The following is a 21813-nucleotide window of genomic DNA, read 5'->3' on the forward strand; positions in this document are numbered from 1 at the left end:
TGATAAAATTAAGATAAAATAAAAGGATAAAGGAGCATCACATATGATACAGATACGTCCTGTTTCTGACCTTCGAAATAAATTTCCAGAGATTGAGGAAATTGTAAACGGAGGAAAACCTGTCTATCTAACGAAAAATGGTTATGGCGCAATGGTGGTCATGAGTTTAGAGCAGTATGCGAATCTAACCGACAATATCGAAAGAAAATTGGATGAAGCCGACAAAATGGCCGAATATACGGATGAACGACTTTCACATGAAAGCGTTTTTGGACATGTCAGGGATGTGATTAATGGAAAATAAAAAGTATAGGCTGCAGTATCTGCCATTATTTGAGCAGGATTTAATTGAGACAGTTCATCACATTACGTATGTACTGAAAAATCCAGATGCTGCCTTGCGTTTGGCAGATGATGTGGAAGCCGCTATATTAGAGAGGCTTTCAAATCCACTTGCATTTGAGCCGTTTCGTTCGGCGAAGGAAAGAGAACTTTTATATTATCGGATTTATATTAGAAACTATGTAGTCTTTTATGTTGGTATAGATGATGTTATGGAAGTTCGGCGGCTCATATACAGAAAGCGAGATATAGACAGGCACTTATAAAGATATAGAACACAAAAGTTGGTTTACCATATATAAACTACTTTTTATAGTTACCAATATTCCGATAACTTATTAGGATGTTGGTAAGTAGAAATGAGAATAATTCCTGGTAATGTTTCATTAAGGATCAAAATTTGCCGAGGGTACCCGCTAAGACATTAAAATAACATAGGTTAGGGTCATAGATTAGATATAATTAATATGATCGCGAAAGATGTAACAGGGGATGTTATAAAATCTATTTCAATTAAAAAATAGATATTTTATAACATCCCCTGTTTGGAGTTTTATTGACTTTCCTCTATTTATTCTTCAATCCACACTATTTTTCAATCCACACTATTAAAATATTTTATTATGTGAACTTCAAATAATGACTATAACTATTGGCCATTATAAAATACTTAACATTATATTACAAGCATAAAATTAAATAAATTCATAAAAAGAGGTAAGTATTGAAATTATATTTATAATGTGATACCATCAGTTGTAAGAAAAGAAATCCTGGAGGTATATCCCATTTGAAATTATTGGCACATATTACTACATACAAAGGCAAGCGGAAAGAGCAGTCTTTAAAAGAACACAGCTATAAGACCGCCAAGTACGCTTCAGAATGTCTGTCAAACAGAAAGTTTTCCAATACTGCCTATCTTGCAGGCCTTCTGCACGACATAGGAAAGGCAACCCAGCTTTACAATGAGTATTTGGAGAAAGCATTCCAGGGAGAAAAGGTACAGCGTGGCAGTGTAAACCATACTTTTGCAGGTGTTATTTATCTTTTTGAAAAGTTCCATACAGATGTTAACTCACCGATGGAAAAGCTGACATGTGAAATTACCGCAACGGCTATAGGTTCCCATCATGGGCTGTTTGACTGTGTTGACCTGGATGGTAACAATGGTTTTATACATCGGCTGCGGAAAGACAGGTCATCGCTGTGCTATGATGAGGCTGTCAGTAGTTACTTTGAACAGGTAGCTGATGAAAGCGAAGTGCAGATGTATTTCCAAAAGGCTGTAAAAGAGATTACGGACTTTTTCGAAGAGGCAAGAATAACATACAATAATAATGGTTATAAAACATTTTTTCAAATAAGTATGCTGTCCAGGCTGATTCTGTCTTCAGTGATAGAAGGGGATCGAAGGAATACTGCTGAATTCATGAGTCAATGGAAGGAGGATGAAAGGGAAGATATAAACTGGGATAAGTGGCTGGCCTACTGTGAAGACCAACTATCAAAGCTGGATACGTCATCTACGCTTAACCGTATCAGGCATGATATTTCAGGACAGTGCATTGCTTTCGCAGGCAATCCCCCGGATATCTATCGTTTGAATGTACCAACCGGTGGCGGAAAGACATTAAGTTTGCTGAGATACGCACTGGCACATGCACAAGAATTTAATAAAAAACGGATTATCTATAGCATTCCGCTGCTCAGTGTGCTGGATCAGAATGTCCGGGTAATACGTGATTATGTTCCGGATAAAGAGAAGGTATTGGAACACCATTCTAATGTAGTGCATGAAAAAGACAAGGGAGAAGAGCTGGATCCATATGAGCTGCTGAAGGAAAGCTGGGGTGCCCCGGTTATCGTATCAACACTGGTTCAGCTGCTGGACATTTTGTTTAAGCACCAGACCTCTGCAATAAGACGGATGCAGGCATTATGTGACAGCGTGGTTGTGATAGATGAGGTTCAGTCATTGCCGGTGAAGGTAACGGAAATGTTTAATACGGCAATGAATTTTCTGAAGCAGTATTGTAATGCAACAATTATTTTATCTTCTGCGACACAGCCCTGCTTTGAAGAGCTGAAGTGGCCGATCCATCTGGCAAAGGAGCCAGACATGGTTCATCTGGATTCATTACAGCTTCGGACATTTATCCGGGCACAGGTGATTGATTGTACAAGCCCTTACGGGATGGACTTAGATGAGTGTACAGAATTTTGCGGCAATTTGGTAAAAAAGCACTCTTCGGTTCTGATCGTATGTAATACAAAATCACAGGCACGAAAACTGTTTCGGCGTCTGCAAAAGGAAGCCAAACAGTTAGGCGGCTATATATTACATCTTTCCACATCCATGTGCCAGGAACATCGTTCAAATGACCTGAAAGAACTGCAAAATAAATTATCTCTGCTGCAGGATGACGTAAGAAATGGAGGCGGGCAGCAGAAGGTGATTTGTGTTTCCACACAGGTAATCGAAGCAGGAATGGATATTTCATTTGAAGCAGTAGTGCGTGTTCTTGCGGGAATTGATAATCTGGTACAGGTTATTGGAAGATGCAACCGAAGCAATGAGTACGGAAATATCGGAAAGGTCTATTTGATTCATCTTAAAAATGAGAACCTGGGTATGCTGCAGGATATCAAATACCGGCAGATTTGTACCCGGAAAGTGTTGGAATTAAGGAAGCAGATTGGTGAAACCTTCTCAATCAGCGGGCAGGCAGTACATAGATATTATCAATACCTGTTTGAAGAGATTCGGGGCAAAGTACGGTATCCGGTGAAGTCTTACGGAACGGAGATTTATCTCATGGATCTATTGTCAAATAATAATGGGAGTGCTAACGGGAAAGAAAACGATGGATATCTGCTGCATCAGCCATTTAAAACGGCCGGCCAGATTTTTGAAGTATTTGATAAGGATACCATAGACGTGCTGGTCCCGTATCAACAGGGAAAGAAGCTGATTGAGCAGCTCAAAAGTATGGAGGAAAAGCAGTTTTATCTGGAGAACTTTAAAGAAATTATGCAAAAGGCAAAAAAATATACGGTCAGCATTTTTGAGAATGAGAAAGAAAGGCTTGAGAGACAAGGCGTACTGCATGGTATACTGGAGAACAGAATTTTTGTTCTGGATGATAAGGCATATCATAAAAGCTATGGATTGATGGACATGGAAGAATACGGGGAATAAAGGAGGAAAAGATGGAGCACAGAAATTCAGTAGAGTTTGAAGTGACGGGAAAGTACGGGATGTTTGCAGATCCCGTCACCCGGGTCGGCGGAGAAAAGTTTAGTTATCAGGTTCCGACCTATGAAGCGTTGAAGGGGATTTTACATAGTGTATACTGGAAGCCGACTCTGATTTGGATCATTGACAGTGTGCGCGTCATGAATCCTATTCAGACAGAGACAAAGGGCATCCGTCCTATAAAATATTATAATAATAAAAACGATCTTTCTTATTACACATACTTAAAAGAGTGCAGATATCAGGTGAAGGCACATTTTATAATGAACGAGAACCGACCGGAGCTGGAAAAGGATCGCAATGAGCACAAGCATCATAATATTGCCAGACGCATGATTGAAAGGGGCGGCAGGAGGGATATCTTTCTTGGAGCGAGAGAGTGCCAGGGGTATGTAAAACCCTGTGTGTTTGGCCAGGGAGAGGGATTTTATGACGATATTCCCGAGATCAACTTCGGTACAATGTATCATGGGATCACATATAGTGACGAGGCATATTCGGAAGAGACAAGAGGAAAGATGTCTGTACGTTTTTGGCAGGCTGTCATGAATAACGGGGTGATTGCATTTATACCTCCCTGGAAATGTATCCACAGGCCGGTGCGTGAGATGAATATCAAAAAGTTTGGCGTGAAGCAGGAGAACTTTTCTGTGATCCAAGAGGAAGAGGTGATGTAACAGATGTCCTGGATGAGCCAGATTTATAAAACGTATGAAGAAAATGTAGGAAAGGGACAGAATCCGGACGAACAGATGACTCCGGTGGCGCATATGAACGCAAATGCACAGATTGAGGTTACACTGAGCAGGCGGGGAGAGTTTCTGGGCGCAGCAAAGGTAGAAAAAGAAGATGCGGTTACGCTGATTCCCGTCACAGAAGCATCTGCCGGAAGAAGCTCGGGGAAGACGCCCCATGCATTGTGTGATACGCTTTCCTATGTTGGGGGGGATTATTGTCATTATTGTGAAAATGAGAAGGAGAGGAAAAGCGCCGAGGCCAAGTATAAACTCTATATGGAAGCCCTGAAAAAGTGGACGGAGTCAAAATACAGCCATCCCAAAGTTGAGACAGTACACCAATATTTGTTAAGAAAAGAGCTGATTCGGGATTTGGTGAAAGCGGGAGTAGTTGAGCTGAAAGAGGATGGTACATTCCAAAATAAAAAATTAAGCGGGAAGCCTTATGAAAAAGCACTGGTCAGATTCAGAGTACAGAGCACAGAAAAGGAAGCTGACGGCACATGGCAGGATGCATCACTGATTCAGGCCTATACGGAATATTATTTTGCCAACCAGGATGGGAAAAGGGATATCTGTTATTTTCTGGGACAAGAAAGCGCAATTTCCCAAAACCACCCCAAGGGAATTGTGGCGGCTAATTATGGTGCGAAACTTATAACTGCAAATGATAAGCAGGGTTATACTTACAGGGGAAGGTTTCAAGATGAAGAGCAGGCCCTTGCATTTAGCTATGAGGCGTCTCAGAAAATACACAGTGCGCTGACATGGCTTGCAAAGCAAAACGGAGCCTATGCGGGGACGCAGGACAAGAGGCTTTTTATCTGCTGGAATCCTGAGGGGAAAAAGGTACCGTCCATATTTGGGGATCTGGGACTTACGGGGGATGATTCTGTGGAGGCTGTGGAACCGAACTACCGGAAAAAGCTGATCAAGACATTTCAGGGATACAGAAATCAGTTTGATGAATCAGATTCCGTAGTGATCATGGGACTGGATGCGGCCACCACGGGGCGCCTTTCTGTTACGTACTATTATCAGTTAATGGCCTCCGATTTTTTCGATAGAATTACATACTGGGGAGAGACTTGTAACTGGTTGCTTTTGAAGTTTGACGGGCAAAATCATCCTTATTACGGTATCGAGACGCCTACTTTTGAAAGAATTGTAAAATGTGCGTTTGGACGTGAAAGGGATAGCTCCCATGGAAAGAGCAGATTCATTGAAATAGGTGATAAGCTCCTGAAGGAACAGATACAGAGGTTGGTGAAATGCATGGTAGAAAAGCAGCCTGTCCCGTACGATCTGGTACAGGCGCTGGCGGTACGTGCATCCACGCCGATGGCTTACACAAGAGGAAACAGGGAAAGAGTCTTATCGACAGCGTGTGCAATAATCAGAAAATACTATTACGAGAGAGAAACGGAAAAGAAAGGGGAAGAGGAGTATATGAAGCTGAATTTAGAAAACCATGACAGAAGTTATCTGTTTGGAAGATTATTGGCTGTGCTGGAGAAAGTGGAGAGGCTGACCTACGACAGGGATGAAAAACGTGAGCCCAATGCGATCCGTCTGCAGTCGGCTTACGTCAATCATCCAATGCAGACGTGGAAGATATTAACAGATCAGTTGAATCCATATCTTCAGAAGCTGCACCCAGAGGCGAGAAAGAAATATAAGGATATGATTACCGATATTGTTACTGCCCTTGAGGAAAAGGATGAACAGCAATTGAACAGGGGATTAGAAGAAACATATCTGATTGGATATTATCTGCAGCGGGCAGAATTGAATAAGCGTGTAGATATAAAGACAGGAAAACAAAATACAAATGATCATGAGGAGGCAGGAGAAAATGAGCATCTTACAGAATAAGATTGATTTTACAGTGTTAGTTAAGGTCATCAATGCAAACCCAAATGGTGATCCGCTTAATGGAAACCGTCCAAGGACAACGTATAGCGGTCAGGGAGAAATATCCGATGTATGTATAAAACGGAAAATCAGAAACCGTCTGCAGGATATGGGAGAAAATATTTTTGTACAGTCAGCAGAACGCAGTGATGATGGTTATACGTCTCTGAGTGAAAGGGCTTCCCAAAATATAACCAATTACCAGTCGGATGATGACTATGCAGAACAGGCATGTAAAAAATGGATAGATGTACGTACCTTTGGGCAGGTATTTGCCTTTAAAGCAAAAGATAAAAAAGAGGGTGTTTCAGTAGGGGTGAGGGGTCCTGTGTCAATTCATCAGGCTTTAAGCTGTTCACCGGTAGATATTAACAGCATGCAGATTACAAAAAGCGTCAATGGGGAACCATCTGAAAAAAGAGGCCCCGACACAATGGGGACGAAACATCTGGTTGAATTTGGACTGTATAGAATTAAAGGTTCTGTAAATGTCCAGCTGGCAGAAAAAACTGGGTTTTCGGAGGAGGATGCCGGAAAGCTGAAGGAGACGCTTTGTACACTTTTTGTAAACGATGCATCTGCTGCAAGACCTGATGGAAGTATGGAGGTTGTGAGCGTATACTGGTGGAAACATAATAACAAGATTGGACAGTATTCGGCAGCCAAAGTGCACGACTCATTAAAAATATCCTTGAAAGAAGGAGTAGTGATTCCGTCTTCGGTCGAGGATTATGAGATTAGGCTGGAGGAATTACCGGCATTGGAAGCTGAGGTGATTTCGGGAATGTGATTAAGTCCACGGCGGTGAGTACGGTGGTGGCTATGGTTTATTGTAAGATGAAGGCGAAGAGGCGGAGGGCTTGATTGCTCTCTGCTTTTAAATTTAATTAGTAAAGATGACTAAAAAAGAACGATTATTATTGTGAATAATGGACAAAATATAAAATTTTGTTGACAAATTTAAATACAAAGAGTTATAATCCACTTATAAATGAAACGTTTCAATTAAAGCATAGAGGTAAAGAATGTCAGCAATAAAAAAAGAAAAAACAACAATCACTCAGGTAGCAAAATATGCAGGTGTGTCAATTGGAACTGTTTCAAATTATCTGAATGGAACTGCTCAGGTTTCCCCACAGAAAGCGGAGAATATCCAGGCCGCGATCGATAAATTACATTATACCCCGGATACGGTTGCAAGCTCTTTAAGGAGGAAGAACAGCAAGACGATATATATCCTGACGCCAAATCTGAATAATACATTTTACACCCGGATTATCAGTTCCTATATGGCATATGCGTACCAGGCGGGATATACGGTACAGATTTCCGGTTATGAATACTCTGCCGAAGTGGAAAAGAAGCAATTGGCTGCTCTTGAAAACTGTAAACGGGGAACCATTGTAATCATCTTCAATGGCAGTAAAGATGAGGCGGAGATCAGGAGGCTTATGCAGAATGATATCCATGTCATATTAGCCGACCGGAATGCAGAGGGCTTAAATGTATCCAGTGTATCATTTGATAACCAGGATATGTTATATACAATTGTAGAAATGTTAAAGAAAAAGAATTACAAAAGAATTGGCTTGTTTATAGAACCTGTTACTTTATCGAATTTACAGAAAAGATATGAACATTTTTTAAAGGCTTCCGAAAAATTTGGCTATAAAAATCCTTTAGATAATGTATTTACGGATAAAAGTCTGGCTCTTAATAAATTACACAGCAGTTATATTTTTATGAAAACAATTCTGGAAAATCATAAGAAAAAAGATTTGCCGGATGCCTGGATTGCCTCATCGGATTACCTGGCGATTGGTATGATGCGGGCAATGAATGAATTGGGATACCGTGTTCCACATGATTTTGGGATCATAGGTTTTGATAATCTGGATATTTCAGGGTATGTAAACCCAAGGCTTACGACTGTGGAGCAGAATCAGGAACTGTTCGGCGAAATGCTATGGAAGGTAACAAAGAAGCTGGTTAAAACACAGGAGAATCAACATTTGGTAATTCCACAAAAATTAGTTGAAAGGGAATCCTGTTAAAATAATATGTATTGCGTAAGCGGTACATTTATTTTTATAAAATATTGAAACGTTTCAATCTGTACTTCATCAGGTATGTCAGTTATTATTTTTTTACACACATTTTGAAACGTTTTAATATAGAAACCCAAAAATATTAAAGGAGGAACAGGAAATGAAAAAAGGTATCGCAGCATTATTATGTGCAACAATGGTATTGGGTCTAACGGCTTGTGGATCTGATACAAAGGAAACGTCCGGAGAGAAAAAGACAGAAGAAACAGCGGCATCAGAAAGTGTGTCATCCTTGGCGTCAGACGAGGCCGTAAAAAAGGCCTCAGAGGAGGGGTGGGAGATTGCCGTAGTGCCGAAGGATTCTACAAACCCATGGTTCGTAAGAATGAATACAGGAGTAGAAGAATTTGCGGATCAGACAGGTGTCAACTGCTACCAGATTGATACAGGTGAAATTGATGCAACGCATCAGGCTCAGATGGTCGAAGATTTGATTGCCCAGGGTGTAGATGCAATTTGTGTGGTTCCTGTAGATGTGCAATCCATGGATGTGGTACTTAAAAAAGCCCAGGATGCAGGAATTGTAGTAATCGCCCATGAAGGCGCAGAACTGAAAAATGTAGACTATGACATCGAGGCTTTTTCGAATGCAGGGTATGGCGCTTTTATTATGCAGAATCTTGCAGAAGCGATGGGAGAAGAAGGTGTGTATACCACTATGGTGGCATCGTTGACAAACGGCTCACATAATGAGTGGGCGGATGCTGCAGTTGAATATCAGAAAGAACACTATCCTAAGATGACTCTGCTGGAAGAAAATCCGCGTGTGGAATCAAATGATAATGGAGACACAGCATACAATGCAGCAAAAGAACTGATTAAGACCTATCCGGATCTGAAGGGTATTTTAGGTACTTCTTCCTACGACGCACCGGGTGTCGCAAGAGCAATCCAGGAGCTGGGACTGCAGGATAAATTCTTTACTACAGGGACAGGCATGCCGGCAGATAATGCGGAGCTGCTTAAATCGGGTATTATTAAATCTCTGACGTTATGGGATCCGGCCATGTCCGGCGAAGCTATGGTTTCACTGGCTTGTAAAGTCCTGGCGGGAGAGAGTATCACAACACCATTAAACCTGAATGTAGACGGATATACAGAGATGTCCGAACGAGAAGGTTCTAAAACCGTACTGGAAGGCCAGGGCTGGATCACAATTGATGCAGACAATGTAGATAGTTTTGGTTTCTAATAAACTTTGAGAATCGGAGCGCCGTTTCGGCGGCGGTTCGATTCTTTTAAAAGCGAAGAGGAGGACGCATATGTCAGAGTGTTTGTTAAAGGCAGAGCATATTCAAATATCATTTGGAAGTGTTCATGCACTCAAAGATGTTTCATTGGAAATCGTTCCTGGAGAAATTCATTGTCTGGCAGGTGAAAACGGCTGCGGGAAATCTACACTTATTAAAATCATCTCGGGTGTACACCAGCGCAGCGGGGGGACCATCGAATTTGATGGGAAAAAACTGGAAAAGATTACACCAATTGACGCAATCAATATGGGGATTCAGGTTATTTATCAGGATTTCTCTTTATTCCCTAATTTGACTGTAGCAGAAAACCTGGCATTAAATTCAGAATTAGCATCAGGCAAAAAAACAATCAGTTGGAAGAACGTAAGGAAAATCGCGGAAGAAGCAATTAAAAAAATCAATATGGATATTGATTTGGATGAAAAAGTAAGCCGTTTATCTGTTGCCCAAAAACAAATGGTAGCAATCAGCAGAGCGCTTATGTTCAATGCAAAATTGATTATAATGGACGAACCAACGACTGCATTGACTAAAAAAGAAGTAGATGCACTATTCAAAATCATATTAAAACTGAAAGAACAAGGGATTGCAATTCTCTTTATCAGCCATAAATTAAATGAAGTATTTGAAATATCAGACCGGTTTACAATCTTTAGAAATGGAGAGATGGTGGCAACTGGAAGAACGGATGAATTAGATGATAAGAAATTTACCTACTATATGACAGGACGTGAATTCGCAGACAAAACTTTTGTTCCTGAAAAGGTGACAGATACACCTATTTTTGAACTAAGGAATCTTTCTTTGGAAGGTTCATTTAAAAATATCAGCCTTACTTTACGGGGCGGTGAAATCCTGGGGATTACAGGTCTTCTGGACTCAGGCCGTACGGAACTTGCGCTGTCTATGTTTGGGCTGAAGCCCGCTACATCGGGGGAGATCATCCGAAATGGAAAACCTGTAAAAATCACAAATCCGAGAGAGGCCATTGCCAACAAAATAGGATATGTACCAGAAGACCGTCTGTCGGAAGGGTTGTTTTTACAGAGATCCATTGGTGACAATATTATTATTTCTGAGATCGATTCTTTAAAGAAGAAAAATGGCCAGTTTGATCTGAAAAAAAGAGATGAAGAAGTAGACCGATGGGTAAAAGAATTCGAGATAAAAACAAAGAATCCGGATAATCCCGCAACCACCTTATCAGGCGGAAACCAGCAGCGCATAGTTTTGGCAAAATGGCTGGCATGTAATCCGGATGTTCTGATCTTAAATGGCCCGACAGTCGGTGTCGATATTGGATCGAAACATGATATTCATGCAATCCTTCAGCGATTAGCCCAAAAAGGCCTGGGTGTTATTATTATTTCTGATGATCTCCCGGAAGTAATACAGAACTGTTCACGCCTTTTAGTCATCAAAGAAGGTTCTATAGTTGCCGAATATGATACTCAGCAGGTAAAAGAACAGATGATTATTGATGCAATGATGTAAGGAGACAGGCGAATGAATAAAAAATTAAAATCAACATTTAAATCCAATGAAATATACATATTTTTCATTATAATTGCGTTAGGAATCTTGGTGCAGATTCGCTCGGGACAGTTTTTTACCGGAAATAATATGGTGGATTTGTTAAGTGCGATGATTGTACCCGGAATGTTTGCGGTGGCGGAATTCTTAGCGATCATTGCCGGAGGCATTGATGTATCTTTTCCGGCATTGGCTTCTCTGTCTGCATATGCATCCACCAGGATTTTGCTGGACCAGAATTATGGCGGCAATGTGGTTCTGGCTTTTGTGATTGCCATGGCGATTGGCGCGCTGTTAGGCGCTGTAAATGGTTTTCTGATTGGTTATCTGAATCTCAATGCTATGATCGTTACATTAGGTACTTCCAGCGTATTTCAGGGATTCATGCAGGGAGCACTGCGGGCAAAACAGTTATCTGTTATACCAGCTGGTATGAAAGAATTTGGGACAAATTCGTTTATCACAGCAACAAACAAAACGAATAACCTGACTTCCATCCTGCCCTACACTTTTATTATTTTGTTGATTGTTTGTGCAGCGATGTTCCTTATCCTGCGGTATACGATTTTTGGACGTGGTATCTATGCGATCGGAGGGAATCCGGTCAGCGCACATACGGTAGGATTCAATGTAAAACGAACAAAATTTTTCATGTATATTATCATTGGCATGATTGCAGCAGCAGGCGGTATCTGCCGTGTATGTATGATGCAGCAGATGCACCCGACCAACATGCTTGGAATGGAAATGAATATTATTGCAGGTGTTGTGCTTGGCGGAGTTGCGCTGACTGGCGGGGCCGGAACCCTGATCGGATGCATACTGGGTACATTTTTGATTATACTGGTTCAGAACTCCATGATTCTCCTGGGCGTGCCGACTACATGGAGTAACGTGTTTGTTGGAATCGTAATTGTTGTGGGCGTGGCATTAAGTGCATACCAGTCTATCAGGACTGAAAAAGCAAAAAGTAAGATGGTAAAGGAGGCAGCATAATGGAGAGAGTAAAATGTTTTTATTCAAAAAACCGGGAAGTGAGCCGTCTTTTTATTATTATGATTGCCTGGCTGATCTTTATGCTGCTGACACAGGCCGGTAAGTTTTTTACAGGTGCAAATTTCCTGACTATGGCAGGACAGTTCCCGGAGTATGGCCTGATGGCATTAGGAGGCATGCTCTGCATGATGACCGGAGGAATTGATTTATCAGTAGTTGGAACAGCCAATATGACAACGATTATCAGTGTCTACGTGCTGAACTGGATTTTTGGTGTAGACGGAACGATGCCGGCAGGCTTCTCTGTTGTGATATTTCTGATTGCCATACTTACCGGCTGTGTGATAGGGGCTTTTAATGGTTTTCTGATTTCGGAATTAAAGGTGCCGCCTATTTTGGCCACCTTAGGAGTAAATCAGCTGATTACCGGTTTGTGTATTGTTATTACAGGGGGGGCGGCTGTATCTTCCTTCCCAAAACAATTTTGCGATATTTTTTCAACGAATTTGTTTGGCATTATTCCGGTTCGTGTAATTGTCTTCATACTGGCGGCTGTTATGATCTGGTTTATGCTGGAGAGAAGTACCTATGGGACGAAATTGAGGTTATATGGATCAAGCGCGCATGTAGCGGAGTTTTCCGGAATAAACACAAAGAAATTAGTTTTTAAAACCTATATGGCTTCGGCTGTTTGTGCCTCTGTAGGCGGTCTGATGATGCTTAGTACATACGCATCTGCAAGAGCAGATTATGGGAGTAATTATACCATGCAGTCAATTCTGCTGATTGTGTTGGGCGGTGTCAGCCCGAATGGCGGGAAAGGCAGATTATCTGGTGTGGCTGCGGCAATCATTCTTTTAAAATTTATAGAATCAGGTATTAACCGTTTCAGAAGCGTTTCCACATACTATGTAACACTGATTTGGGGCGCGGTTTTAATCCTGGCTCTTGTAATAGATTATTTTAGCGCACGTCCTAAAAAAGTAAAATAGTATGGGAGAATAACTATGAGCAGAAAAGTTTTTGGGCAGATTGGCCGGCTTAAAAAAGATAAAATCCAGGAGTATAGAAAGCTGCATATGGATGATGTACATACACCGCATTGGGAAGGGGTGCTGCGCATGATTCATGACTGCAATATACGGAACTACAGAATCTTTATGAAAGATGATTTAGTTTTTGGATATTTTGAATATGTTGGAGACGACTATGAGGCAGATATGGCAAAGATGGAAGCTGATGAAGTAACCAGGCAGTGGTGGAAACTTACGCGCCCCTGTTTTACAGAATATTCAGCTTCCAGTAAGGAAGCATTTTATGAGGACATGGATCAGATCTTTGATTTTGCAGAATAGAAAGTAGAGGCGATTATAATGAAAACAATTAAAGACAAACAGATTCTTGTTGGAGCAGATTTTGCAGGATTTCCATTAAAGGAGGCAGTTGTAGCTCATTTGAAGGAATATGGATGGACCGTAACAGATGTAGGGGTTCAGTCTGAGGATGACAGTAACACAGAATTAATGTTTCACAGAATTGGACTTCGTGTTGGTTCCATGATATCGGAAAGAGAATTTGAACGCGCATTAATTTTTTGCGGAACTGGGATGGGGATCCATATTGCGGCTAGCAAGTGTCCGGGGGTATTTTCCGGCGTGGTGGAAAGTGTACCGGCGGCACTTCGTGCGATTACAGGGAACGGAGTAAATGTACTGGCAATGGGAGCCTTTTATGTAGCACCTAAGATGGGATGTGATATTGCAGATGCGTATCTGAGTAATAATCTGGGTGATGGGTATGAGTGGTGGCCCAATTTTTATGAATTTCATAAACTTGCGTGTGATGAACTGAACAGCTTTGATTATAACAGATATAAAGAAAGCGGGTATAAACTTGAACATTTGGGAGATTATCCTTTAGAGCTGATGCAGGATCCGAGGCTTTTCGGCTGCAGGTAGAAATGAGAAAAATTATATACTTTAGAACAATAGAAAAGGTTTGATATGCTCCCTTCCGGGCAGCAAGTTGAAGTAATAAGGACTTGCGCTTGGGAGGGAGCATATTTTATGGGAAGAAATAGCAGGGGAGCGGCAGAGAGTATAAAAATACACCCCTAAAGTATAAAAAACGACTCTTATAAGGCAACTGGAATCCGTATATAATAGATTCAGGATATCCGAAGAAGAAACTCATTTAGCAGTGAAAAAGTGAAAAGTACGTGGGAGGGTTCATCATGAAAAGAAGATTAAAAAAATTGGCCGCTTTTGGTTTGGCAGCAGTTATGACAACTGGTTTGCTGGCAGGCTGCGGCAACGGACAGGCCGGCAGTGAGAAAACAGATTCCAAGGAAGCGGATAAGTCAGCAAAAAAAGAGACTACGCTGGAGGTCGAGGTTATCTATACGGGTCAGCCGTTGGATCAGTTCCGGGAAGTTCTGGATGGATTCACAGAAGAGACAGGAATTGGAATTGAATTGGTTACACCGGGTTCAGATTATGAGGCTGTTATGAAAACAAGGATGGCATCCGGAGAAATGCCGGATGTTTTTGTGACACACGGCTGGTCTATTGCAAGGTATAAGGAATACCTGACAGCCTTGAATGACGAAGAGTGGTACGACAGAATTGATGATCCGGTTCTGCCGATTATTTCTGACGAAGACGGCAGCATATACGTACTGCCTGTCAGCCAGGTGACAAACGGTGTTGTATATAATAAGACAGTGCTTGAGAATGCGGGAGTAAATGTCGGCGATATCCGCACTATGGACGATTTTAAAGATGCCTGTGAGAAGATTAAAGCTTCCGGCGTTACCCCATTTTTTGTGGGAGGAAAAGACACCTGGACTGCAGCGGTTCTCTATAATGCGATGGCGCCGGCATTTTATACCACAGAAGGCTGTAAATACCCATCAGGTGAGGAACTGAAAGATGGAACCTTCGACTGGGATACAAAAGGAAGCTGTGTTTTGGAAGAAATCGCAGATATGGTACAGGCTGGTTACTTTAACAAAGACCTTGTTACGGCTGATAATGCGGCAACCCTTACAGCTTTGGGTGAAGATGCCTGTGGATTTAGTACCGAGGTTGAGATTGTGAAAGTGTTAAACGTAGCTCCGGATGCACAGCTTGGGATTATGCCGATTCCGTGTACGACTGAGGAGGGCAAATCCCAGTATATGATTGGGGAAGGAAGCTGCTTTGGAATCTGGAAAGATACAGAAAAGATGGATGAAGCAAAACAGTTTTTAAATTACCTTGCAAAACCGGAAGTGGCAGACAAGATCATGGAATTGGACGGGGGACTGCCTGCTCTTAAGGATATGAATACGGAAAATGTAAGCTACAAGGCATTTTCAGAAAGCCAGGAAATCTTTGAAGGTGATATCTTCTACGATAATCTGTTTGACCGGGAATATTTCCCAAGCGGAATGTTTAATGCAGATGCCGATGCAGTGATCGAGGTATTTATGGACCCAACTGAAAAAGGGATTAACGCCGGACTGCAGCATTTAAAGAGCACGTTCCAGGATAAATATGTAGCAGCAGAGTAAGCGATGTAAAGGAGTGAAACCAAAGTGAGGAAACGAGCAGTAAAAATGAGCTGCTTTTACATTCCGGCCATTTGTCTGATTTTGTTTTTTGTGGTGAGGCCCTTTTGTGAAACGGTTTATGTATCTTTGTGTAAGTGGAATGGGTATTCGCCGGAAAAAATCTTCATAGGACTTGAAAACTACAAGGAAATGTTTTCGGACAAGCGTCTCCTGACGGCATTTATCAATACACTCATATACGGTTTTGTGTCCACTGTGCTTCAGAATATCATCGGATTGGGGGCGGCATTGTTTGTCAATTCCCGTTTTAAGGGCAATAACCTGATCCGTGTGGTGATCTATATGCCGATTATGATATCAAGCCTGATTATGGGGTACATCATGTATTTCTTTTTAACCTATGACAATGGTGTGCTCAACGACATTCTGGGGGTATTTGGCAAGGGGGCAGTGGATTGGCTGGCAGACGGAAGGAATGGAGTTCTGTTTATTACCATAATTAACACCTGGCAGTACGCGGGATATTGTATGATTATATACCTTTCCGGGCTTCAGAATATCTCGAAAACATATATTGAGGCGGCAGAAATTGATGGAGCAGGCTCATTTGCACGTTTCCGGTACATTACCCTGCCCATGCTGATTCCGGCCATCACAAGTGCTGTGATGATCGACCTGATCGGCGGACTGAAAATATTTGACGGCATTATATCATTAACAAACGGCGGGCCGAATTACAGCACACATTCGATGATGACGTATTTGAACAGCCAGTATTTTCTGGCGGAGAAAGCGGGTTATGCATCTGCCATAGGTATTACCACTTTTGTTATGATTATGGTGGTCGCTCTGTACAGCAATCACTATTTAGAGAAAAAGAGTATAGAAGCGTAAAGAAAGCGGGACGGTTAACAGATGAAAACAGGAACATTAAAAAAACAGATCAAACAGAATTGGTGGAAGTATCTAGTGGCGGCCGGCATTTTGATTATTTATCTGCTTCCGATTTATGTTGTAGTAGTTACATCCTTAAAACCTATGACAGATCACACGTCCAGGCTGCTGCCGCCCATGGAACTTCATTGGGAGAATTATATCAGGGCATTTCAAAACAGCAACATATTGAATGCCATTAAAAATTCCTTTATTATTACAGTTGGAACAGTTATGATTGTAGTGATTGTGGGCTGCCTTGCAGCTTATCCCATGGCGAGGAATAGAAACCGTCTCAGTAAGACCATGAAGACTTTTGTGCTGGGCGTGATGATGGTGCCGGGAATGTCTATGGTTGTAGGTATTTATTCCACCCTGGTCTCGATTCACGCGATTTCTACCTACTGGGGAATTATCGCGGTAAGTGCGGCGTTTGGACTGCCGGTGTCCATTTATATGTACAGTAACTTTATTATGGCAATCCCGACGTCTCTGGACGAAGCAGCCTATATGGATGGCGCCGGAATTTTAAGGACATTTTTTCAGATCATCCTTCCGCAGCTGAAGCCGGTGACGGCCACGGTTGTGCTGATGCAGGCGGTTTCAACCTGGAATGAATATGGATATTCCCTCTATATTCTGCAGAAGAAGGAAATGTATAATGTCACTCTGACCGTAAAGCAGTTTTTCGGGGAGCAGATGAAGGACTTAAACGGTGCAGCTGCCTGTGCGGTGATTGCGATTGTTCCGGTGGTGATTGCCTATTTATTTTTACAGAAATATTTTATCCAGGGCAGCCTGGACAGTGCGGTAAAAGGGTAGGGAAGAGGAAAGTGTTCCTATCCATGAGCCGTCACAATGAGACACGATACAAGGAGTAAATAAGATGAAAAAAATTGCATTTATAGGCGCAGGCAGCGTTGTATTTACCAGAAGCTTAGTGCGGGATCTGATGACGTTTCCGGCATTTCAGGATGCCACGATAGCCCTGATGGATATTGATGACGAAAAACTGATGTATGCAGCAAAATCTGTGGAAAAAATAATTGGATCAGGGAACTATCCAGCTAAAGTAATTTCTACCAAAAGTCGGATTGAGGCTCTTAAGGATGCCGACGGCGTTGTCAGTACCATCAATATAGGAGACCTTGATGTCTGGGCAAATGATATTACGATTCCCAAGAAATACGGTGTAGACATCAATGTGGGGGATACGAGGGGACCGGCCGGAATCTTCCGGGCGATGCGGACCCTGCCGGAGATGCTTGCTATCTGTAAGGATATTGAAACCTACTGTCCCGGGGCCATATTTTTGAACTATACCAATCCAATGGCAATGCTGTGCAGAGGGATGCAAGGCGAAACAAAGGTAAATGTGACGGGACTCTGCCACAGTGTACAGGGAACGGCAGAAATGCTGGCGAAGTGGATCGGAGCCGATATGGAGGATATTACATATACTTGTGCCGGCATCAACCATCAGGCCTTTTATCTGGATTATAAATGGAAGGGGGAGGATGCATACCCTCTGATTAAACAGGCGGCAGAAGAGCATTATCAGGAGGAGATCGTGCGAAATGAGATGCTCCGCCATCTTGGCTATTATGTGACAGAGTCCAGCGGACATGCCTCAGAGTATGTGGCCTGGTTCCGCAAACGTCCGGATCTTATTGAAAAATACTGTACTCACGGAACAGGCTGGAACCCCGGACACTATTTCATGGTGAAGGACGAGTACGAAAAAAGAGAACATACCTGGAAGAAAGAATTTTTGGAATGGGCCGACAATCCGGTCAATCTGAAACGTGGAAATGAGTATGCCGCGAATATTTTCAATGCCATGTTTGGTGATGGCATGCTGTATAAATTCAACGGGAATGTAAGAAACTTCGGGCTGATTGACAACCTTCCGGAAGGCTGCTGTGTGGAAGTGCCGGTACTTGCCTCCAAAGGTACGCTGGAGCCGATTCATGTAGGTCCGCTGCCTTCTCATCTCGCGCTTTTAAATAATGTGAGCGCCAGAATCGAAGAGCTGGCTGTAGAAGGGGCAATTACCGGAGATCCGCAGAAGATCTACCAGGCCTGCTATTTTGACCCATTGACGTCCGCAGTCTTAAGCCTTGCAGAGATTAAGTCTATGGTGAGGGAAATGTTTGAAGCAAATAAAGAATATCTGCCGCAATTCAAATACTACGAATAAATATAGAGGAGATTATAGAATGACATTTCGTGAGAACGTACTGGCAATCCTGCATTATGAAACATTTGAACACTTCCCGGTAGTTTCCTTTGGATATTGGGAAGAAACCTTGGACAAATGGGCGCAGGAAGGCCACATTACCCGGGAAGAGGCAGAAGGATACCGCAGGGAAGGGGACAATTCCCCCGCTGATAAGTCTGTCATGAAGCGGTTGGGATTCGATTTTATCTGGAATTCCTGTCTAAGCGCAAAAAATCAGATGTTCCCAGCCTTTGAAAAAAAGATTCTGGAAGAAAAACCAGATGGCAGCAGGATTGTAAGGGATGAGCAGGGACTGATTGTTCTGGAAAAACCGGACACCATTTCAATTCCGGCGGAAATTGGAACCTCCCTTATGGACCGGGGGGCATGGGAAGAACTTTATCTGCCAAAACTTCAGTGGAAGGAAACACGGGTGGACCGGGAATTTTTCAGAAATATTTCTTCTCAGGACAGTAGGGAAATCCCCATCGGCCTGCACTGCGGCTCTCTGATTGGGTATATGAGAAATCTGCTGGGGGTTGAGCAGTTAAGCTATCTGTATGTGGATGATGAGGACCTGTATGTGGAGATCATTGACACTATCGCAGAACTGGGGTATCAATGCCTGGAAGAGGTCTTAAAGACAGGAGCGGAATTTGATTATGCTCATTTCTGGGAGGATATTTGTTATAAGAATGGCCCGTTGGTTACACCAACCGTCTTTGAGGATTATGTGGCTCCTCATTATAAAAAGTATACGGCATTGCTGAAGCAGCATGATATTGACATCGTTTCTGTGGACTGTGATGGGTGTATTGACCGGCTGGTACCTATCTGGCTTGAGAACGGGGTTAATACCATGTTTCCCATTGAGGTGGGTACCTGGAATGCAAGTATTGGGCCATGGAGAGCACAGTATGGCAAAGAGCTCCGCGGCGTGGGCGGCATGAACAAGACGGTATTTGCCCGTGATAATAAGGCGGTCGACGAGGAGATAGAGAGGTTAAAGCCGCTGATTGAACTGGGAGGATATATCCCATGTCCGGACCATAGAATTGCGCCGGATGCTAAGTTCGAGGTGGTTCAATACTACTGTGAGAAAATGCAGAATTTGAAATTATAAAGAATGGGGCGCAATGGGGTCTGACCCCTTTGCGTACCATTTTCTGAATATTCTGAACATTTTCAGGGAGGGCATAATGAAAAAATATTCTTTGAAGGTATCTTTGTACCGGGCATTTGCCAGTTCTGTGCTTATGCCCTTCATTGTAATCAGTTTTATTTTATTGAACTTTTTTAACCATCAACTCTTAAACAGCTACAATACAAACAATAGGATTATTCTTCAGACTCTTACAAATCAGCTGGACAGTTCCCTGCAGAATGGAGAGCATTTTTTTCTGCAGTATTTGGCTGACACGAATATTGCCAGGTTTTATCAATATGTTAATAACAATAGAATTGATGCGTCGCAGGAGAATTTGTATGGTTATATCCGATATTCGGTCAAGTACAGAAGCGCATTGAATAAGTATCTGACCGTGTCGGACCCGATTCACAGAGGCATTGGATTTTTGCCGGAAAATGCGAATAAGGGAAATTTCTTTTATTTGAATAAGTATGGAGGATCAATCCTGCGGTATGAGGAGAATGCAGAGCCGTTGTATGAAGAGCTGACAAAGCTGTTATCTGGCGAGGTGAGATTTTTCCCCGGCAGCCTTATGTCCAAAAGTGAGGAATATCAAGAAGAGCAGCCTGTCTTTACCATGCTGTGTCCGGTGAGCAATCTGGAAACGGCATCCCGGCAGGGATATGCGTTTTTGGAACTGTCTCAATCAGTATTTTCAGACCTGAATGAAAAAATTACGCTGCCTGAGGGCGCTGGACTGGTTATTTATTTTCCAGACGGGACTCCGGCCTATGCCACAGAGGAAAGGTTTATCACAGAGCAGGATGATATGGAGGACACGAAAGAACTCATGGGCAGGAAGGTGAAGATAGAAGGAGATATACATTATCTGTACCATATGAAGGAGGAGAAATATGGGTTCCAAATTGATTATGTGCTGCCTCACAGCACCATATTAAGGGAGGCTAACCATACCTCATTTGTGATCCTGCTGTTTTGGTTTTGTGCTATGGCAGCGGCATTTTTTATTTTTATGAATTTAAGCCGCCGTATATCTGTCTCCACGGAAAGGATTGTCTCGTATATCCAGAAGTACCGGTTGGGAGATGAGGAGAGCAGCGGGAATATGCCTGCAATCCCTATAGAGGAGTTTTCGGAGATTTCTCTGGCAATGACGGAAATGACAGAGCGGATCACGGATCTTGTACAGCACGAGTATATCTGGAAAATGAATCAGCAGATGGCGGAATATAAGGCTATGCAGGCGGAAATTAATCCTCATTTCTTCTATAATGTAATGAACTCCCTTCAGGCGTTGAACCGGATCGGAGATACAAAAAATCTGGAAAAGGGGATTTTAAATCTTTCCCGGATGTTTCGGTATACCTGTGAACCGGGATATGATTCTACGGTTCAGAAGGAGTGCCGGTTTATCGAGAGCTATCTTATGCTCGAAAAGATCCGGTTTGAAGAGCGTCTGTATTATGACATTCAAGTGGAAGAACAGCTTCAGGACTTCTCTATTCCTAAACTTTTACTTCAGCCACTGATTGAAAACGCCATGCGGCATGGTATGGCACAGGATGGCAGCTCTTTAAGTATTGTGCTGCAGGTCTGCCAGGTAGAGAGTAAAAATGGGATGGCTTTTGTATGGATTCAGGTAGCGAATGACGGCATTCCATATAATGAACAGGACATCTGTACCAGGGAGCGGGTGGGAATTACAAGTGTGCGGGACCGCCTTTGTATTACGTATCCGGACTCTTTTTTCTGGTATGATAGAAAAGGAAGGTTTCAGACGGTCTGTAACCTGTTGATTGCAAAAGAAGAATAAC

Annotated in this window: 19 protein-coding genes; all 19 read left to right on the forward strand. The window is 42.4% G+C overall.

Annotation, left to right across the window (positions count from 1 at the left end; genetic code table 11):
* Positions 1–43: 43 nt before the first annotated feature.
* Positions 44–304 (forward strand): type II toxin-antitoxin system Phd/YefM family antitoxin, encoded by a 261-nt coding sequence (locus tag MWG26_RS00340; protein WP_025653939.1) that lies wholly within the window; start codon positions 44–46, stop codon positions 302–304.
* A complete protein-coding gene (locus tag MWG26_RS00345; protein ID WP_117441054.1) occupies positions 294–608 on the forward strand; it encodes a type II toxin-antitoxin system RelE/ParE family toxin in 315 nt (104 codons plus the stop codon). Before MWG26_RS00340 ends, MWG26_RS00345 begins: the two co-directional genes overlap by 11 nt.
* 524 nt (positions 609–1132) lie before the next feature.
* The gene (cas3, locus tag MWG26_RS00350; protein ID WP_117441053.1) at positions 1133–3544 is read left to right on the forward strand and encodes a CRISPR-associated helicase Cas3'; all 2412 of its coding nucleotides are present in this window, start codon (positions 1133–1135) and stop codon (positions 3542–3544) included.
* Between the two features lie 11 nt (positions 3545–3555).
* Positions 3556–4278 (forward strand): type I-C CRISPR-associated protein Cas5c, encoded by a 723-nt coding sequence (gene cas5c, locus MWG26_RS00355; protein ID WP_025653942.1) that lies wholly within the window; start codon positions 3556–3558, stop codon positions 4276–4278.
* A gap of 12 nt (positions 4279–4290) precedes the next feature.
* Complete coding sequence (gene cas8c / locus MWG26_RS00360) at positions 4291–6213, forward strand: type I-C CRISPR-associated protein Cas8c/Csd1 (RefSeq protein ID WP_244062679.1); 1923 nt, start codon at positions 4291–4293, stop codon at positions 6211–6213.
* A complete protein-coding gene (gene cas7c, locus MWG26_RS00365) occupies positions 6194–7042 on the forward strand; it encodes a type I-C CRISPR-associated protein Cas7/Csd2 (protein ID WP_025653944.1) in 849 nt (282 codons plus the stop codon). Before cas8c ends, cas7c begins: the two co-directional genes overlap by 20 nt.
* Before the next feature lie 235 nt (positions 7043–7277).
* Positions 7278–8306, forward strand: coding sequence for a LacI family DNA-binding transcriptional regulator (locus MWG26_RS00370; RefSeq protein ID WP_025653945.1), 1029 nt, complete (start codon positions 7278–7280; stop codon positions 8304–8306).
* A gap of 154 nt (positions 8307–8460) precedes the next feature.
* Complete coding sequence (locus MWG26_RS00375; RefSeq protein ID WP_025653946.1) at positions 8461–9552, forward strand: autoinducer 2 ABC transporter substrate-binding protein; 1092 nt, start codon at positions 8461–8463, stop codon at positions 9550–9552.
* 70 nt (positions 9553–9622) lie between these two features.
* Positions 9623–11107, forward strand: a complete 1485-nt coding sequence (locus tag MWG26_RS00380) for a sugar ABC transporter ATP-binding protein (protein ID WP_025653947.1) — start codon at positions 9623–9625, stop codon at positions 11105–11107.
* 12 nt (positions 11108–11119) lie between these two features.
* Positions 11120–12142 (forward strand): ABC transporter permease, encoded by a 1023-nt coding sequence (locus MWG26_RS00385; protein ID WP_025653948.1) that lies wholly within the window; start codon positions 11120–11122, stop codon positions 12140–12142.
* Positions 12142–13134, forward strand: a complete 993-nt coding sequence (locus MWG26_RS00390; protein ID WP_025653949.1) for an ABC transporter permease — start codon at positions 12142–12144, stop codon at positions 13132–13134. Before MWG26_RS00385 ends, MWG26_RS00390 begins: the two co-directional genes overlap by 1 nt.
* Before the next feature lie 15 nt (positions 13135–13149).
* Complete coding sequence (locus tag MWG26_RS00395; RefSeq protein WP_025653950.1) at positions 13150–13497, forward strand: L-rhamnose mutarotase; 348 nt, start codon at positions 13150–13152, stop codon at positions 13495–13497.
* Positions 13498–13515: 18 nt separating this feature from the next.
* Positions 13516–14100: an RpiB/LacA/LacB family sugar-phosphate isomerase gene (locus tag MWG26_RS00400; RefSeq protein WP_025653951.1), complete on the forward strand. Its 585-nt coding sequence runs from the start codon at positions 13516–13518 to the stop codon at positions 14098–14100.
* A gap of 275 nt (positions 14101–14375) precedes the next feature.
* Positions 14376–15695, forward strand: a complete 1320-nt coding sequence (locus MWG26_RS00405; protein WP_025653952.1) for an ABC transporter substrate-binding protein — start codon at positions 14376–14378, stop codon at positions 15693–15695.
* 24 nt (positions 15696–15719) lie between these two features.
* Positions 15720–16589, forward strand: a complete 870-nt coding sequence (locus MWG26_RS00410) for a carbohydrate ABC transporter permease (RefSeq protein ID WP_025653953.1) — start codon at positions 15720–15722, stop codon at positions 16587–16589.
* Positions 16590–16610: 21 nt separating this feature from the next.
* A complete protein-coding gene (locus tag MWG26_RS00415; RefSeq protein WP_044926034.1) occupies positions 16611–17450 on the forward strand; it encodes a carbohydrate ABC transporter permease in 840 nt (279 codons plus the stop codon).
* 64 nt (positions 17451–17514) lie between these two features.
* Positions 17515–18828: an alpha-galactosidase gene (melA, locus tag MWG26_RS00420; RefSeq protein WP_025653955.1), complete on the forward strand. Its 1314-nt coding sequence runs from the start codon at positions 17515–17517 to the stop codon at positions 18826–18828.
* A gap of 19 nt (positions 18829–18847) precedes the next feature.
* Positions 18848–19972: a uroporphyrinogen decarboxylase family protein gene (locus tag MWG26_RS00425; protein WP_025653956.1), complete on the forward strand. Its 1125-nt coding sequence runs from the start codon at positions 18848–18850 to the stop codon at positions 19970–19972.
* A gap of 76 nt (positions 19973–20048) precedes the next feature.
* Positions 20049–21812 carry a sensor histidine kinase gene (locus tag MWG26_RS00430; protein WP_025653957.1) on the forward strand — a complete coding sequence of 588 codons (1764 nt, stop codon included), beginning with the start codon at positions 20049–20051 and terminating at the stop codon, positions 21810–21812.
* Position 21813: the final 1 nt, after the last annotated feature.

The organism is Faecalicatena contorta, from assembly GCF_022835095.1.
In the GTDB taxonomy this organism is placed as follows: domain Bacteria; phylum Bacillota; class Clostridia; order Lachnospirales; family Lachnospiraceae; genus Faecalicatena; species Faecalicatena contorta.

Excerpts from the sequence above, each read along its gene's own strand:
- MWG26_RS00405 (WP_025653952.1), top strand. The coding sequence starts at position 14,376 with ATGAAAAGAAGATTAAAAAAATTGGCCGCTTTTGGTTTGGCAGCAGTT.
- cas7c (WP_025653944.1), top strand. The coding sequence starts at position 6,194 with ATGAGCATCTTACAGAATAAGATTGATTTTACAGTGTTAGTTAAGGTC.
- melA (WP_025653955.1), top strand. The coding sequence starts at position 17,515 with ATGAAAAAAATTGCATTTATAGGCGCAGGCAGCGTTGTATTTACCAGA.
- MWG26_RS00345 (WP_117441054.1), top strand. The coding sequence starts at position 294 with ATGGAAAATAAAAAGTATAGGCTGCAGTATCTGCCATTATTTGAGCAG.
- cas5c (WP_025653942.1), top strand. The coding sequence starts at position 3,556 with ATGGAGCACAGAAATTCAGTAGAGTTTGAAGTGACGGGAAAGTACGGG.
- MWG26_RS00415 (WP_044926034.1), top strand. The coding sequence starts at position 16,611 with ATGAAAACAGGAACATTAAAAAAACAGATCAAACAGAATTGGTGGAAG.
- MWG26_RS00385 (WP_025653948.1), top strand. The coding sequence starts at position 11,120 with ATGAATAAAAAATTAAAATCAACATTTAAATCCAATGAAATATACATA.
- MWG26_RS00390 (WP_025653949.1), top strand. The coding sequence starts at position 12,142 with ATGGAGAGAGTAAAATGTTTTTATTCAAAAAACCGGGAAGTGAGCCGT.
- cas8c (WP_244062679.1), top strand. The coding sequence starts at position 4,291 with ATGAGCCAGATTTATAAAACGTATGAAGAAAATGTAGGAAAGGGACAG.
- MWG26_RS00380 (WP_025653947.1), top strand. The coding sequence starts at position 9,623 with ATGTCAGAGTGTTTGTTAAAGGCAGAGCATATTCAAATATCATTTGGA.
- MWG26_RS00400 (WP_025653951.1), top strand. The coding sequence starts at position 13,516 with ATGAAAACAATTAAAGACAAACAGATTCTTGTTGGAGCAGATTTTGCA.
- MWG26_RS00370 (WP_025653945.1), top strand. The coding sequence starts at position 7,278 with ATGTCAGCAATAAAAAAAGAAAAAACAACAATCACTCAGGTAGCAAAA.
- MWG26_RS00425 (WP_025653956.1), top strand. The coding sequence starts at position 18,848 with ATGACATTTCGTGAGAACGTACTGGCAATCCTGCATTATGAAACATTT.
- MWG26_RS00395 (WP_025653950.1), top strand. The coding sequence starts at position 13,150 with ATGAGCAGAAAAGTTTTTGGGCAGATTGGCCGGCTTAAAAAAGATAAA.
- MWG26_RS00340 (WP_025653939.1), top strand. The coding sequence starts at position 44 with ATGATACAGATACGTCCTGTTTCTGACCTTCGAAATAAATTTCCAGAG.
- MWG26_RS00375 (WP_025653946.1), top strand. The coding sequence starts at position 8,461 with ATGAAAAAAGGTATCGCAGCATTATTATGTGCAACAATGGTATTGGGT.
- MWG26_RS00430 (WP_025653957.1), top strand. The coding sequence starts at position 20,049 with ATGAAAAAATATTCTTTGAAGGTATCTTTGTACCGGGCATTTGCCAGT.